The sequence below is a fragment of the Pseudomonas sp. R3-57 genome (assembly GCF_051132065.1).
In the GTDB taxonomy this organism is placed as follows: domain Bacteria; phylum Pseudomonadota; class Gammaproteobacteria; order Pseudomonadales; family Pseudomonadaceae; genus Aquipseudomonas.
The window spans coordinates 2,729,236-2,743,071 of sequence record NZ_CP071655.1 but is presented as its reverse complement, the minus strand read 5'-3'; the positions used below and the strand labels follow the sequence as shown (position 1 = coordinate 2,743,071).

Below are 13,836 nucleotides of genomic sequence, written 5' to 3'. Positions count from 1 at the left end.
CAAAAACCAACCGTACGTCGCCCCCAAGGAACACCCCGCCAACCCCCTCCTCTACCCAACAAAGGCCGAGGAGAAACGCCATGTACAACGAAACCAAAATGCTCGCCTACAGCCAATGGCACGACCTGCTCACCAACACCACCACCTTCAGCGAACCCGAAGACCGCTACGACGAACTGCTCCGGCTCGCCGACGACTACCGCAGCCGCGGCATCATCGACACCCCCGAACGCAACACCCTGATCGAAATCGCCACCGCGGCCTACACCCGCTCGGTAACCGCCGCCACAGCCCATTCAAACCACTCAGGAATGAACCTATGAGCGATGAAAAACCCAACCAAACCCCAACCCCCCCGAGCACCGAAGCAGACGGCCTGACCGACGATCAACGCGTACGCCGCGAAAACAACGACCAGCAACAAGGCGCCCGCGTAACCCCAGGCCCGGCTGATAAAGAACGTGAACCGGAGGTTGGCCGAACATGAACAAGCTCGCAGTAAAAGCCTTCGCCACGCTGGTCCTGAGCCTGCAGACCATCGCCTTGTGTTACGCCGTCACGCTCAACGCTTTTGTCGAAGAAGCGGCGCAACAGAGCCTGTTCCAGAACAACGCCTCACGCATCGCTCTGGAAAACAGCGCCCTGCCCGAAGTACGCGAGTTCGCCAAGAACCAGATCACTGAACACGATCGGTTTTATCCGAAGCTGCAACAGCTGGGGCAGACGCTGCGCATGGACGTTCCCGCCGAACCGTCGGCAGCCGGGAAAGCCAAGCAATTACGCCTCGAATCACGCGATGAATCCTTTGACCGCACCTACGTCGACAGTCAGGCCGAGACCCTTGAACAGAAGGTCATGCTGTTCAAGAAAGAGGCGATGTCTTCGGAAAACCCGCAGCTCAAGACCTTCGCTCAATCAGCGCTGCCAGGGATCGAAAAGCAGGCGCAAGCGGCCAAGGCGCTTCAGGAAAAGCTCAAGCCTTCGGCCGGGAAACTGATTGCCCCGACCAAGCCTTGAGCGGCGGCGCTCTCAGTCGATAGGCCCAACGTTGATGGTCATGTCTTCGCCCAGTCCCTGGACTTTGGCGAGGACGTCGACCGGGGTTTCGCTGGAAAAATGCACGACATAGCCCATGCCGCTGCCGTCTTCCTCGATGGCGCTGACCCACAGCTCGACCTCGTCGGCGTCCAGCCCCAAGGCCTGGCCGAACTGGCGGTTGCGGTGGTCTGAATCGGTTTCGTCCATTGGGTAGCGGGTCATTGGGTGATCTCCGGTTTTTTGGGGGGTTATGGCGATGGACGTTCTGGTTGGGTGAGCGTTCGATTTTTTTGGGTTGATTGTTGATTCGTTGTTGCGGGTAGAGGTGTACGGCTTTGGTGGCGGCAGTGAGGCTTCCCCTCATCGGAACGCCGCCCGCCCAGCCCTCTCCCTCAGGAGGGGGAGCCGATTTGTAGGCAGTTCAGAATTGGAGTTCGACTCGATATCGCAACTTGGCAAACCTCGCCAATTCACCTCGGTCAGTCCCCTCTCCCCTTGGGAGAGGGCTAGGGTGAGGGGCTTTTGATTTTCGCGCTAGAGCGACTGATTCTCAGCCGACTAATTTTTCGCACCGCCAAGCCTGCCCATGGTCGCAATTAAAACAGCCCACGCCTCGCACCTTCAGGGAGACGACCATGCCTTCAATTCAACGACAACCGTTCGCCGGGCGCTTGCTGATGATCGGTTATGGCTGCATCGGCCGTGGAGTGTTACCGCTGTTGTTGCGCCATATCGAGATCGACCCAGAGCAAATAACCGTAATCTGCCCTGCCGACAGCGCCGGCCAAGCGGTGGAAGAATATGGCGTGCAGGTAGAAAAACTGGCCCTGACCGAAGCCAATTTTCACCAGTGCCTGGCGACGAAATTACGCGCCGGGGATTTCCTGCTGAATCTGTCGGTAGAGGTGTCCAGCCAGGCGCTGCTCGCGTTTTGCCAGGCCCGCGAAGTGCTTTATCTGGACACCTGCACCGAGCCGTGGGCCGGCGGTTACGACAGTCAGCAACAGCAACCGCAAGCCTGCACCAATTACGCGTTGCGCCACGGCATTCTGGCGCTGCGCGGTGCCAATGACACAACCACGGCAGTGCTGACCCACGGCGCCAACCCAGGCCTGGTATCGCACCTGCTCAAACAGGCGCTGGAAAACCTGGCAGCCGACAGCGGCTATCACGGCCCCGCTTGCACCACGCGCGAGGACTGGGCACGGCTCGCTCAGGGCTTGCAGGTCAAGGTCATTCACATCGCCGAATACGACTCGCAGTACAGCGCGCAACACAAGCAGTTGGGCGAGTTCGTCAACACCTGGTCAGTCGAAGGTTTCATTGCCGAAGCCTGTCAGCCGGCGGAACTCGGTTGGGGCAGTCATGAACGAGCGCTGCCTGCCGATGCACGGCGTCATCCTTATGGCAGTCAGGCGGCGATCTATCTGCAACGGCCGGGCGCGGCGACCCAAGTGCACACCTGGACGCCGAGCGCCGGCCCGACCCTTGGCTATCTGGTCACCCACAGCGAGGCGATTTCCATTGCCGAATACCTGACGCTTGGCGATGGCGCGCACCCGGATTACCGCCCCACCGTGCATTACGCCTACCGACCTTGCGACGATGCGCTGCTGTCGTTGCACGAACTCGCCGCACGGCAGTGGCAAGCGCAACCGCAGCAACGCTTGCTCGACGATGACATCGTCAGCGGGCGCGACGAACTCGGCGTACTGTTGCTGGGCCATGGCAAAAGCGCTTACTGGTACGGTTCGCGATTGAGCATCGATGAGGCCCGCGCACTCTGCCCGCACAACAGCGCGACGTCGCTGCAAGTCACCGCGGCAGTCATGGCCGGTGTGGTCTGGACGATGCGGCATCCCAACCGGGGCATTCTCGAGCCCGATGAAATGCCGCACCGTGAAATCCTCGAACTGTGCCGGCCCTACCTCGGCCAGGTGCAAGGTATTTACAGCGACTGGACGCCGTTGCAAGGTCGGAACTCAGGCTGGCAGGCGGCGGTCGATGACGACGATCCGTGGCAATTTGCTCATTTCCGTTTCACCTGATGATTGCGAGAGAACACTATCGTGGACTTGTTGTTTCTGGGCACCTCTGCCGGCGTGCCAACCCGTGAGCGCAATGTCAGCGCCACGGCATTGATCGAGGCGTCGGGCAGAGGCTGGTATCTGATCGACTGTGGTGAAGGCACGCAGCACCAAGTGCTGCGCACGCCGTTGTCGCTGAGCGAATTGCGGGGAATTTTCATCACCCATGTGCACGCTGACCATTGCCTGGGCCTGCCCGGTTTACTGGCAAGTACCGGCATGTCTGGACGATCGCGGCCGCTGGATATCATCCTCCCGGCGGCATTGCATCCGTGGCTGACATTGAGTCTCGCGGTGACTCATTCCCACTTGCCGTTCGAAATCCATCTGCACGCCGTCGAGACGCTGGGTCACTGGCGCAACGGCAACGTTGAAGTCGGCCCGGTCGAGTTGTCGCACCGCGTGCCGTGCCACGGTTATGTCTTCACCGAAGCCGATCCGGCGCCGCGTCTGGATGTGCAACGGCTCGACGCTGAAGGCATCGAACGCGGTCCGCTGTGGGGCGAACTTGCACACGGCCAGGATGTGCTGCACGACGGGCGCTGGCTGCGCGCGCAGGACTATCTGCTCCGGGCGCGACCGCCGCAGCGCATCATCGTCTGTGGCGATAACGACCGACCGGAGCTGCTGGCGGAGGTTGCCGCTTCAGCGGATGTACTGGTGCACGAAGCAACGTTCATTCAAGCGGCCATCGACAAGACCCGCGCCAGTTATGGCCACAGCAGCGCGGCGGCGGTGGCCGGTTTTGCCGAAGCCGTGGGTGTGCGCAATCTGGTGCTGACGCACTTCAGCGCGCGCTACCAGGCCAACCCGGCGCAACATCCGTCGATCGAAGACGTGCGCAGCGAGGCAGCAGCGCTGTACAACGGGCACTTGATTCTGGCGCGCGACCTGCAGCGCTATCACTTCGATCAGCAGGGTCAGTTGCAGCCGGTGATGCGAAACCCTGTGCCCCGCTCGCACGATAAATGAACAATAAAAAACGTCCGCTCGCCTGGCGAACGGACGTTCCGGTTCCACGGTGGGGTTACTTCTTGGCTTCCTTGTCAGGGTCAGCCGAGCGAGCCAGAAACGCCTCGGTCAGCTGCGGCAGATGCTTGAGCAGCCAATCGGCCATGGCCACTTCCTGCGGCAGAATCGACTCACAGGCCTTTTTCGTCTGCGTATCACCAGCCGCTTCGGCGGCAGCAATCAGCACGGTGTAGCTGGCGATTTCCATGTTCTCGAACACGTAGCCGGCCATTGCGCCCTTGATCACCTCATCGCTCATCAACGAGCCACCCACGGCCTGACCGAAGGCCATCAACTTGCCGCCCAGGTCCTTGATCGTCGACGAGTCGCCGCCCAGTCGTTGCAGGCATTCGTCGATGAGTTTCTGCTGACCGAGGGTTTCTTCAACGTGCTGGTCGATCCGCGCTTTCAGTTGCGGGTAGTGTTCAAGACGCTTGGATTGCGCCTTGAGCATTTGCTCGGCCTGTTGCTCCATGGCATGGGCGTCACGCAACCAGTCGAGCAGATTTTCCTGTGGAGTGGCCATGGTTGAATCCTCTTCTAGATGGTTTCACAGTGGTCCCGCTCAAGCGCGCCACGAAATGACGTGGCGCATTTGAGCGGAGTTCGGCGGGCAGTGTTGCGCTGTCACAGCGACGGCGGAACCTGCGTACCGGCGCCCAGATCCGCACCGGTGACCGGCTCGCTGTTGGGATCGGACATGGTGCGGGTTTTCATTTTCTCCAGCAGCGCTTCGTCGGCAGTGTCCAGCTCGACGGTCGCCAGACCATCGCCGCCATCCACCGCCGGTGTTGGGCTTTCGACAAACTCCCAATCGTCACCCTGATTCCATGGCCCGCGCATGCTCTCGGTGCCATGGGACATGTTGAAGTAGACGTTGGTGAACTCCGGCATGCCGGGTTTCTTGCCTTGCGGGAAGTTTGGCTGAATCGCATGCAGGGCTTTTTCAAAAGACAACTGGTGCGCGATCTCCCGGGTCATCAAGAAGCCCAACGCTTCCTTCACGCCGGGATCGTCCGTCACGTTCATCAACCGCTCATAAACAATCTTCGCCCGCGCCTCAGCCGCGATGTTGGAACGCATATCGGCGGTCGGCTCACCAATGGTGTCCACGTACGCCGCGGTCCAGGGCACGCCCGCCGAATTGGTCAACGGCGAACCCGCGCCATACAACAGGCTGGTGATGTGCGAATCGTTACCGGCACCGTTCAACGAACGATACAGCTCACCCTCTTCCTCAACGCCCTCGGCCATCTTGCCTTTGGCGCCCTTGTTGAGCATGACAATGATCGAACCGATCACCTCCAGATGGCTCAGCTCCTCGGTGGCAATGTCCAGCAGCAAATCCTTGCGCCCCGGATCATCCTCAGCCAGTGCCTGAGTGAAATAGCGCGTAGCCGCCGCCAACTCACCCTGCGCCCCCCCGAACTGCTCCAGCAGCAAATTCGCAAGCCCGGGATTGGGTTGCGCAACACGAACGGTGTATTGAAGTCGCTTGTTATGTAGAAACATGACAAATCTCCTCAGTCTGAATGAGTGTGGCGGTCTCAACGGTTAAGTCACTGCCCACTCCTTTGTGAAGCATTGGCTGCGAAGAAAATTTCAAAAAATATTCGGGTTCAGGACAAATGGTTATGTCGCGGGAACAAGCGAAACGGGAGGTGCGGGTTCGCTTGTTTGCGCAATTTGCTTCAGCGAAAGCAGAGGTTTTACCAGTGCAATTCGGTTAAAAGACACAGCAAAATCAAGAGCCCCTCATCGGAACGCCGCCCGCCTATCCCTCTCCCGGAGGGAGAGGGAACTGACCGAGGTGGACGCGAGAGCCGCGCCAAGCTGAAATACCAAGTCGAATACAGATTTCAGATCCAACCAAAATCGGCTCCCTCTCCCTCGGGAGAGGGCTGGGCGGGCGGCGTTCCGATGAGGGGCAGCCCCACCGCAAGTCCCCAGCCAAACGCCCCGCTTCTAACCACTCCTTACAATGAGCGCAAGCTCGAGTGCCCTTGATCTTGCCATGCCGGCCCCATCGGCAGGCTGAGTGGAGGGATCGATCCGGGCGAGGGAGCGTAGCGACCGTCTGGCGCAGCCAGACACAGCGGACGTAGGTGCAGCGAAGCAAACCGTAGCCGCTGCGCCCGGATCGGTCCCGGAGCGAAGGAACCCGAGCCTGCGAGGGCCGAACGCAGGGGCCCAGACCTTTGGTTCCTTTGGGGCGTTTGCCAAAGGGACTCGCTGTAAAAGCGAAACCGCCAGACGGCACACCCGCAGAAACGGATATACACCCAAAACAACCAAAGCCTGGTCGGCCCAGAGGCCGCCAAGGCCCCCGCCCCATCACTTCCCTTGAACCTCCATGACCCCCAAGCGCTCACAAAGAAAACCACCCGCGAGCCAGCCCCCCATGAACGCCTATAAAAACCTGCTGACAGCCGAACAACAAACCCGCCTGCAAGCCCTCGATACCTGGCATCGAACACTGCAAGACCGCAGCCTGCGCATGGACTGCCCCGATCGCTACCACGAAGAACTCCTGCGCCAATGCGACGAAATGGACCGCCTAGGCATCATCACCTGGCAAGAATGGCAAGAACTGCGCCGCGAAGCCGACCAGGCCTACGTGCACGCCATCGCCGGCCACGACTACCACGGCCCCAATAACGCCGAGCGAGCCCAGCCATGACCGAACCGCGCTTTGGCATCGAAGAAGAATATTTCGTCACCGACCTGCACACCCGCAAAATGGTCGGAGCCCCTGCGCCCGAGGCCCGTCAGGCCTGCCAGCAAGCCATCGGCGCATCATTCGCCAGCGAGATGTTCCAGGGCCAGTTCGAAATCGCGTCCCCCGTATTCACCGACTTCGTCGAAGCCAGCGATTATCTGACCGGCGCACGTCAGGCCCTGAACAGCACCCTCAAACCTTTCGGCCTCGGCCTGCTCAGCGCCGGCAGTCACCCACTGGCCGACTGGCGCGAACAAATCCCCACCGACGAACCGCACTTTCACCAACTGTTCGACACCTACGGCCACGTCGCCCGGCGCAGCGTACTGTCGGGCCTGCATGTGCATGTCGAAGTGCCTGAACAACACGACCGCATCAAAATCATGAATGAAGTGCTGCCATGGACGCCGTTGCTGCTGGCCCTGAGTTGCTCATCGCCGCTGTGGGACGGTGCCGACAGCGGCTACAAAAGTTATCGCCAGGCAGCGTGCGACGAGTGGCCGCGCATGGGCGTGCCGCCGTTGTTTGCCGATCAACAGGCCTATGACGATCACGTTGGTTTTCTGACCCGCGCCGGCGTGATCAGCCAGCCCAGCCAATGCTGGTGGGGCATTCGCCCGGCCGTGCGCTACCCGACCCTGGAACTGCGCATGACCGACGCCTGCCCTCGCGTAGAAGACGCGCTGACCCTCGCCGCATTCTTTCGCGTGCTGGTTACACATGCGTGCAGGCAGCCGCACCCGGGCTCGACCTATGACGCCTCAGCACGCTGGGTACTTGAGGAAAACCGCTGGCGCGCCAAGCGCTGGGGACTTGATGGACAGTTCATTGTCGCAGGCCAGGACAGCCCTTGTTCGATCAGCCAATGGCTAGCGCTGGCTAAGGAACGCTACGCCGAGATCGCCGACGACCTACGCATGCCGACCTTGTTTGAACGCGCCACCAGAGTCATCAACGAGGGCACCAGCGCCGACCGGCAACTGGCAGTGTTCAATCAAGCCCTGCAGCAACAACACAGTTCGAGTTCAGCACTGGGGCAAGTGGTCGATCACCTGCTGGAGGAGACCTCGCGCAGCTGACCGACCTCAAACGCACCGTCTCAATCACCCTTGCCGGTGCGGGTGCCGCCATGGCTGTTCTGCCCGCCCGTGCGTGCCTTTTCGGCGCGGTCGAGTTTGACGTCGACCGCCGTGCCGCCCTTCTTCCCGGCTTCCTTGATTTTCTGTGGATCATCGGCGAATGAATGTCCGCTTTGATGTTTGCTGGTCATGGCAATGTCCTCGCGATCAGTTACTGACTGTCTGTTCCGTATGCCGCCCTTGCACCCTATCAACCGAACTTTGCGCTTGCCACCCATGCACTCGCCCTACTGACGAAAGGCAATTAAACGCAACGAAGCGAAGCTCTAACATGCACAGCGACAATCATTTCAATATCATCAAACTTATACGAAGCGGCGCTTCAAACAGCGCTCTGTATAAGTTTCATCGCAAACGATACCGTTCATCGGGCACCGAAAAATTTCTTCAAACGTTTTTCCCCGGCGCGTTATCCGAGTAAGTGTCCGTTGCATAAATGGGCAACTAAAGAAATCCTTCATTGATATTGGAGAGCTATCATGACTACAGGTAATAAAAACCCGGGCAACTTCGCCAACGATCGTGAGAAGGCATCCGAGGCGGGTAAAAAAGGCGGCCAGGCTTCCGGCGGCAACTTCGCCAATGATCGCGAAAAAGCTTCCGAAGCAGGCCGTAAAGGCGGCCAGAACAGCCACGGTGGCGGCCGTAAGTCGTCTTGACCGGCGGCATAAGGGCAGCCTTGCTGCCCTTCGAAATCAAACAGCTGGAACGGTCATCAGCGTGAAAGACAGTTATTCATGTCTGATGAGCGTTCCAACTGATTGACAGTCGAACCCAAGCCAACCGGCAAGTAACGAGCATTGCAACAAACAACATCAGGCAGTATCCACGGCATTTGTCCGAACAACTTCAGTGCGAAACTAAGCGCAGCCTGAATTCGTATCGATGCTTATATATGCAAGAGGTGTTTTAAAATGGCTCAAGATAAACAAGGCAGCATGTCCGTAAGCGAAGCAGGTAAAAAAGGTGGGGAAGCAACATCGGCTTCGCATGATAAAGAGTTCTACCAGGAAATTGGCAGCAAAGGCGGCCAAAACAGTGGAGGCAACTTCAAGAATGATCCGGAGCGTGCAGCCGAGGCCGGTAGCAAAGGTGGCCAGAACAGCGGCGGCAACTTCAAGAACGACCCGCAACGCGCGTCCGAGGCCGGCAGCAAAGGCGGCCAGAACAGCGGTGGCAACTTTGCCAACGACCGCGAAAAAGCCTCCGAAGCCGGGCGCAAGGGTGGCGAAAACAGTCATGGTGGTGGGCGCAACAGCTAATGCGCCATTTGCAGGGGAGCATTGCTCCCCTGCCGTTTATCCAACGCAAGACAACTTCCCTCGCAATCCCCCGCCGCTTTCTTCATCGCCGCACCTTGGAATTGGCCAACTCGCCCTCATAACCATGACAACCCCCAACGTTGTCAGAGGAACCCGCGCCATGACCGATCTAACCGAAACTGCGATTCTTGCCGGCGGCTGCTTCTGGGGCATGCAGGACCTGCTGCGACGTTACCCAGGCGTACTGCAAACCCGCGTCGGATACAGCGGCGGCGACGTGCCGAACGCGACCTATCGCAACCACGGCACCCACGCCGAAGCGATCGAGATCACCTTCGATCCTGCGGTGATCAGCTACCGCCACATTCTCGAATTCTTCTTCCAGATTCACGATCCGAGCACGCTCCACCGTCAGGGGAATGACCTTGGCCTGAGCTATCGTTCGGCGATCTATTACCTCAACGACGAGCAACACGCCGTTGCCAAAGACACCGTCGCCGACGTCGACGCCTCAGGTTTGTGGCCAGGCCGGGTGGTGACTGAAATCGAACCGGCCGGAGCTTTCTGGGAAGCGGAACCTGAACATCAGGATTACCTGGAACGGATTCCCAATGGCTACACCTGCCACTTCATTCGGCCGAACTGGAAACTGCCCAAGCGCAACGGCTGATCGGTAATTTCAAGGCATTTGCCGAGGTAAACAAAAGCCCCGCGAACTGAATCAGTTGGCGGGGCTTGTGTTTTTGCAGTGTCTGATCAGGATGCGTCAATCCAGATGGTTTTCAGCTCGGTGTACTGATCATGCGCCCAGATAGACTTGTCGCGCCCACCGAATCCCGACTCCTTGTAGCCGCCGAACGGCGTCGAAGCATCCCCCTCCCCGAAGCAGTTCACCGTGACGATCCCGGCGCGAATGCCCCGTGACAGTTTCAGTGCGTGACGCAGATTGCCGGTGTACGCCGACGCTGCCAGACCGTACGCCGTGTCATTGGCCAGAGCGATGGCTTCATCAACCGTCCGAAAGGTGGTGACGCTTAGCACCGGGCCGAAGATTTCTTCCTGGAACAGACGACTGTCGCGACTGACGCCCTCGACAATGGTGGGCTCGACAAAAATATCTTTATGGGTGGCGCCCCCCACCAGCACGTTCAGATTTTCTTCCCGAGCTACATCCAGATACGAACGTACCTTTTCGAAATGCGCCTTGCTGATCATCGAACCCAAACGATTGTCGGGGTCCAGCGGATCGCCCATTTTCCAGTCAGCCAGATGATCCTGCATACGCTGCAACAGTTCGTCCTTGATATCGGTGTGAACGATCAATCGCGATGACGCCGAGCAGTTTTCGCCCATGTTCCAGAACGCGCCATTGACCACATGCTGGGCGACAAGATCGATGTCCTCGACATCGTTCATGACCACCGCCGGGTTCTTGCCTCCGCATTCCAGTACGATGCGTTTCAGGTTGGATTCGCTGGAATACTTGAGAAAGAGCCGCCCGGTGTCGGTCGAGCCAGTGAAGCTGACCATCGCCACATCCGGGTGCCGTCCCAGTGGCTCGCCCGCCTCCTTCCCGCCGCCAGGCACGACGTTGAACACCCCCGCCGGAATGCCTGCCTGATACGCCAGTTCGGCTACGCGCAATGTGCTCAGCGTAGTTTCCTTGGCCGGTTTGACCACGATCGAACAGCCTGCGGCCAGCGACGGGCCGATTTTCCAAGCGAGCATCAGCAGGGGGAAATTCCACGGCAACACCAGACCGACCACACCAATCGGTTCGCGCACCACCATAGTGACCGCCCCGGAGCCGACGGGGGCCGTTGAATCATAGATTTTGTCGATCAGCTCGGCGTGCCAGCGCAAGGTGTGAATCGTCTCCGGTACGTCGATGTTCTGGCATTCGCGTATGGGCTTGCCGCTGTCCAGGCTTTCAAGGACCGCCAATTCATGCGCGTTGTCCTCCAGCAATTGGGCAAAGCGCAGCAATATCGATTTGCGTGCCGAAGGCGCCAGTGCATGCCAGCGGGCGTCGTCGAACGCTTGCTTGGCCGCCGCAACGGCGGCATTCACATCATCGGCATTGCACGCGGTTATCTCGGTTAACACCTGGTCCGTTGCCGGGTTGCTGGTGGTGAAGGTCTGGCCCGATCTGGAAGCGCAGAACTTGCCATCGATGAAGGCCTGATTGCGAAACTTAAGCTTTGACGCCAGTTCCTGATATTGCTGTTGACTCAACAGGTCTGCCATTTCAAGCCTCCTCGACAATACGTGCGACATTGCTTTGCAGCGATTTGATCACGCCTTCCAGCACTTGCATCTCGCCAGGTTCCAGCGGTTGCAACGGCGCTCGGACACCGCCGGCACGCAGGCCGCTGAGTTCGCTGCCATGTTTGATCGACTGCACGAACTTGCCGCTCTCGAGGAAATCCATCAATGGCAGCATGGCCGACATGATCCGCCGGCCTTTATCGAAGTTTTTCTCAAGCACACAAGCTTCGTAGAGCGCGATGTGTTCACGCGGAATGAAGTTGGAACCGGCGCACACCCAACTGCGCGCGCCCCAAGCGAAAAACTCCAACGCCTGATCATCCCAGCCACAGGACAACTGGATTGACGGATGCGCATGCGCCAAACGGTGCAGGCGGCTCATCTCGCCCGAACTTTCCTTGATCGCGGCGATGTTCTTGCAGCCAGCGATAGCTTCGAAAAACTCATCACCCATCGCTACGCCCATTCGCGACGGGTAGTTGTAAAGCATGATCGGCAGCCCGGCGGCTTTATCCACGGCGAGCACATGGGCGGCGATCTCCTTTTGTGTAGGCAAAGCGTAGGGTGGCGAGCCCACGAGGATGGCATCCGCTTCAAGTGCCTTGGCCTTCTCGGCGAAGTACACCGAGTCTTCGGTGCGGATGCCACCAGTGCCGATCACCAGTGGCAAGCGGCCCCGGATTACATCCTTCGCACGCTCGGCCACCGCCACTCGCTCTGCTGCGGTATGCGCGTAGTACTCGCCCGTCGAGCCGCCAATGACGATGCCGTGAACCTTGGACTCGATCAGATATTCGAGCACCTCAGAGAACGCCGAGAAATCGATCTGGCCATCAGCGGACAGCGGGGTTATGGCAGGGGTGAAAATTCCGTCAAAATTCATTGCGTTTTCTCCAGTGGTTCAATGTTCAATCCGTGCGCCCGACCGCTGGCCGGGCATACCTTGGTTAATTGAGTGAGGCGGCTTGTTGCAGATTGAGGGAGCGCGTCTCCGGCGCAAGAATCCACGACAGGAGAAGACCGACCAGCGTGACCGCTGCGGCGACGTACATGGTTTCGGCGATGCCTAGCTTGCTTAATGAGATAGGCACCAGATAAGTGCCTGCCGCCGCGCCAATGCGTGACAGTGAAGTGCCGACGCCGACCGCGAAGGCGCGGATTTCCGTGGGAAACAATTCGTTGGGATAGACCAGCGTGAGCACCTGCGCACCGCCGATGAACAGCGCATAGACCGCGAAAAAGAACAGCACCAGCACACTCGGCCCCGCATGTCCGATGGCCAATCCCAACAACGCCAGGCCTGAGCACAGAAAGCTGTAGATCAGCAGATTGCGCCGCCCGATCCGATTGATGATGCGCGTCGAGATCACGCAACCGATGACGAAAAACAAGGTGATCGCAACCGAACCCAGCGAAGCCCATTCGCCTTGCAGGTTCAAAGCGGCCAGGACTTTTGGGGCGAACGCATAAACGGCAAACAACGGCACAACCGAGCACGTCCAGAAAACCACGACAAACAGCATGCGCTTGCCATAGCCGGAGTGAACCAGATTGAAAACTGTCAGCTTCTCGCCGGTTTGCTGCTCCGGCAGATTGGCCAGAGAAAAGTCATTGCCATAGACCTTTTTGATGATGGCCTCGGCTTCCGTCGGCCGGTCCTTGCTCAACAACCAGCGCGGAGATTCAGGCGTGCCGATGCGGATCAGGAACAACAGCGCACCGATGATTGCAGCGCTGGCAAGCACCCAACGCCAGGCATCCGAGCCCCACGCATTGAACATCAATTCACCGACGATATAGGCCATGGCCGCGCCGGCGAACCACATGATCGTCAGCATCGCCAGGCGTGGTCCGCGGTACTTTTTTGGCAGGAATTCCACCAGTAAAGAAGTCGCCACGGGATATTCGATGCCCACCGCAATGCCCAACAGCAATCTCAGCATGAACAGGACGATGGCCGAGTCGGCCCACAGCTGACCCAATGATGCCAATACGAATAACGTCGGACCGGCAAACAGTAGACGCTTGCGACCCATGACATCGGTCAGCCATCCGCCAAGGAAACCGCCAAAGAAAATTCCGATCAGTGCCGAGGCAGCAATCATGCCTTCCCAAAAATCATCCAGTGCCAACGATTTCGACATGTGAATGAGCGCGACACCGACAATGCTCAGAACATATCCATCAACAAAGGAACCGCCTGCCGAACGGATCGTCAGCAAGCGATGAAAACCATTGAGCGGCACGTCTTCGATTGAAACACCAGCGTTGTTCATTGTTTGTCCTTGTCTTTGCGAGTTCAGGCACAGGAA

General features: G+C 58.9%; 17 protein-coding genes. 10 read left to right on the top strand and 7 right to left on the bottom strand.

Annotation, left to right across the window (positions count from 1 at the left end):
* Positions 1-80 precede the first annotated feature (80 nt).
* The 3 genes from J3P93_RS12500 to J3P93_RS12490 are packed head-to-tail and all read left to right on the top strand — an operon-like array spanning position 81 to position 1,017.
* Positions 81-323: a hypothetical protein gene (locus tag J3P93_RS12500; RefSeq protein WP_434597815.1), complete on the top strand. Its 243-nt coding sequence runs from the start codon at positions 81-83 to the stop codon at positions 321-323.
* Positions 320-487, top strand: coding sequence for a hypothetical protein (locus tag J3P93_RS12495; protein ID WP_434597814.1), 168 nt, complete (start codon positions 320-322; stop codon positions 485-487). Before J3P93_RS12500 ends, J3P93_RS12495 begins: the two co-directional genes overlap by 4 nt.
* A complete protein-coding gene (locus tag J3P93_RS12490; protein ID WP_434597812.1) occupies positions 484-1,017 on the top strand; it encodes a DUF4142 domain-containing protein in 534 nt (177 codons plus the stop codon). Before J3P93_RS12495 ends, J3P93_RS12490 begins: the two co-directional genes overlap by 4 nt.
* Positions 1,018-1,029: 12 nt before the next feature.
* Here J3P93_RS12490 and J3P93_RS12485 read toward each other — a convergent pair whose 3' ends face one another.
* Positions 1,030-1,260, bottom strand: a complete 231-nt coding sequence (locus J3P93_RS12485) for a hypothetical protein (protein WP_434597810.1) — start codon at positions 1,258-1,260, stop codon at positions 1,030-1,032.
* Positions 1,261-1,673: 413 nt separating this feature from the next.
* Between J3P93_RS12485 and J3P93_RS12480 the strand changes: the two genes are divergently transcribed.
* Together J3P93_RS12480 and J3P93_RS12475 are read left to right on the top strand one after the other, a co-directional pair.
* A complete protein-coding gene (locus J3P93_RS12480) occupies positions 1,674-3,086 on the top strand; it encodes a homospermidine synthase (protein ID WP_434597807.1) in 1,413 nt (470 codons plus the stop codon).
* A 21-nt stretch (positions 3,087-3,107) separates the two neighbouring features.
* Positions 3,108-4,097, top strand: a complete 990-nt coding sequence (locus tag J3P93_RS12475) for an MBL fold metallo-hydrolase (protein ID WP_434597805.1) — start codon at positions 3,108-3,110, stop codon at positions 4,095-4,097.
* 55 nt (positions 4,098-4,152) lie between these two features.
* Here the strand turns inward: J3P93_RS12475 and J3P93_RS12470 are convergent, their stop codons facing one another.
* Both J3P93_RS12470 and J3P93_RS12465 read right to left on the bottom strand, forming a co-directional pair.
* Positions 4,153-4,662, bottom strand: a complete 510-nt coding sequence (locus J3P93_RS12470) for a ferritin-like domain-containing protein (protein WP_434597803.1) — start codon at positions 4,660-4,662, stop codon at positions 4,153-4,155.
* Between the two features lie 101 nt (positions 4,663-4,763).
* Positions 4,764-5,648, bottom strand: a complete 885-nt coding sequence (locus J3P93_RS12465) for a manganese catalase family protein (RefSeq protein WP_434597801.1) — start codon at positions 5,646-5,648, stop codon at positions 4,764-4,766.
* An 889-nt stretch (positions 5,649-6,537) separates the two neighbouring features.
* On the opposite strand from J3P93_RS12465, the gene J3P93_RS12460 reads away from it, so the two are divergent.
* Both J3P93_RS12460 and J3P93_RS12455 read left to right on the top strand, forming a co-directional pair.
* Positions 6,538-6,816 (top strand): hypothetical protein, encoded by a 279-nt coding sequence (locus tag J3P93_RS12460; protein WP_434597799.1) that lies wholly within the window; start codon positions 6,538-6,540, stop codon positions 6,814-6,816.
* A complete protein-coding gene (locus J3P93_RS12455) occupies positions 6,813-7,934 on the top strand; it encodes a carboxylate-amine ligase (RefSeq protein ID WP_434597796.1) in 1,122 nt (373 codons plus the stop codon). Before J3P93_RS12460 ends, J3P93_RS12455 begins: the two co-directional genes overlap by 4 nt.
* A gap of 20 nt (positions 7,935-7,954) precedes the next feature.
* On the opposite strand, the gene J3P93_RS12450 is transcribed toward J3P93_RS12455, so the two are convergent.
* Positions 7,955-8,125, bottom strand: coding sequence for a KGG domain-containing protein (locus J3P93_RS12450; RefSeq protein WP_206416421.1), 171 nt, complete (start codon positions 8,123-8,125; stop codon positions 7,955-7,957).
* A 348-nt stretch (positions 8,126-8,473) separates the two neighbouring features.
* Between J3P93_RS12450 and J3P93_RS12445 the strand changes: the two genes are divergently transcribed.
* The 3 genes from J3P93_RS12445 to msrA all read left to right on the top strand — a co-directional run bounded on the left by J3P93_RS12445 (position 8,474) and on the right by msrA (position 9,926).
* Positions 8,474-8,653: a general stress protein gene (locus tag J3P93_RS12445; protein ID WP_093101985.1), complete on the top strand. Its 180-nt coding sequence runs from the start codon at positions 8,474-8,476 to the stop codon at positions 8,651-8,653.
* Between the two features lie 255 nt (positions 8,654-8,908).
* The gene (locus J3P93_RS12440; protein WP_203421840.1) at positions 8,909-9,256 is read left to right on the top strand and encodes a general stress protein; all 348 of its coding nucleotides are present in this window, start codon (positions 8,909-8,911) and stop codon (positions 9,254-9,256) included.
* Between the two features lie 160 nt (positions 9,257-9,416).
* Positions 9,417-9,926, top strand: a complete 510-nt coding sequence (gene msrA / locus J3P93_RS12435; protein WP_434597792.1) for a peptide-methionine (S)-S-oxide reductase MsrA — start codon at positions 9,417-9,419, stop codon at positions 9,924-9,926.
* Between the two features lie 86 nt (positions 9,927-10,012).
* Here msrA and J3P93_RS12430 read toward each other — a convergent pair whose 3' ends face one another.
* The 3 genes from J3P93_RS12430 to J3P93_RS12420 form a co-directional block, all read right to left on the bottom strand.
* A complete protein-coding gene (locus J3P93_RS12430) occupies positions 10,013-11,503 on the bottom strand; it encodes an aldehyde dehydrogenase (protein ID WP_434597790.1) in 1,491 nt (496 codons plus the stop codon).
* A gap of 1 nt (position 11,504) precedes the next feature.
* On the bottom strand, positions 11,505-12,407 hold the full coding sequence (locus tag J3P93_RS12425; protein WP_434597788.1) for a dihydrodipicolinate synthase family protein: 903 nt from the start codon (positions 12,405-12,407) through the stop codon (positions 11,505-11,507).
* A 64-nt stretch (positions 12,408-12,471) separates the two neighbouring features.
* Positions 12,472-13,800: an MFS transporter gene (locus tag J3P93_RS12420; RefSeq protein WP_434597786.1), complete on the bottom strand. Its 1,329-nt coding sequence runs from the start codon at positions 13,798-13,800 to the stop codon at positions 12,472-12,474.
* Positions 13,801-13,836 lie beyond the last annotated feature (36 nt).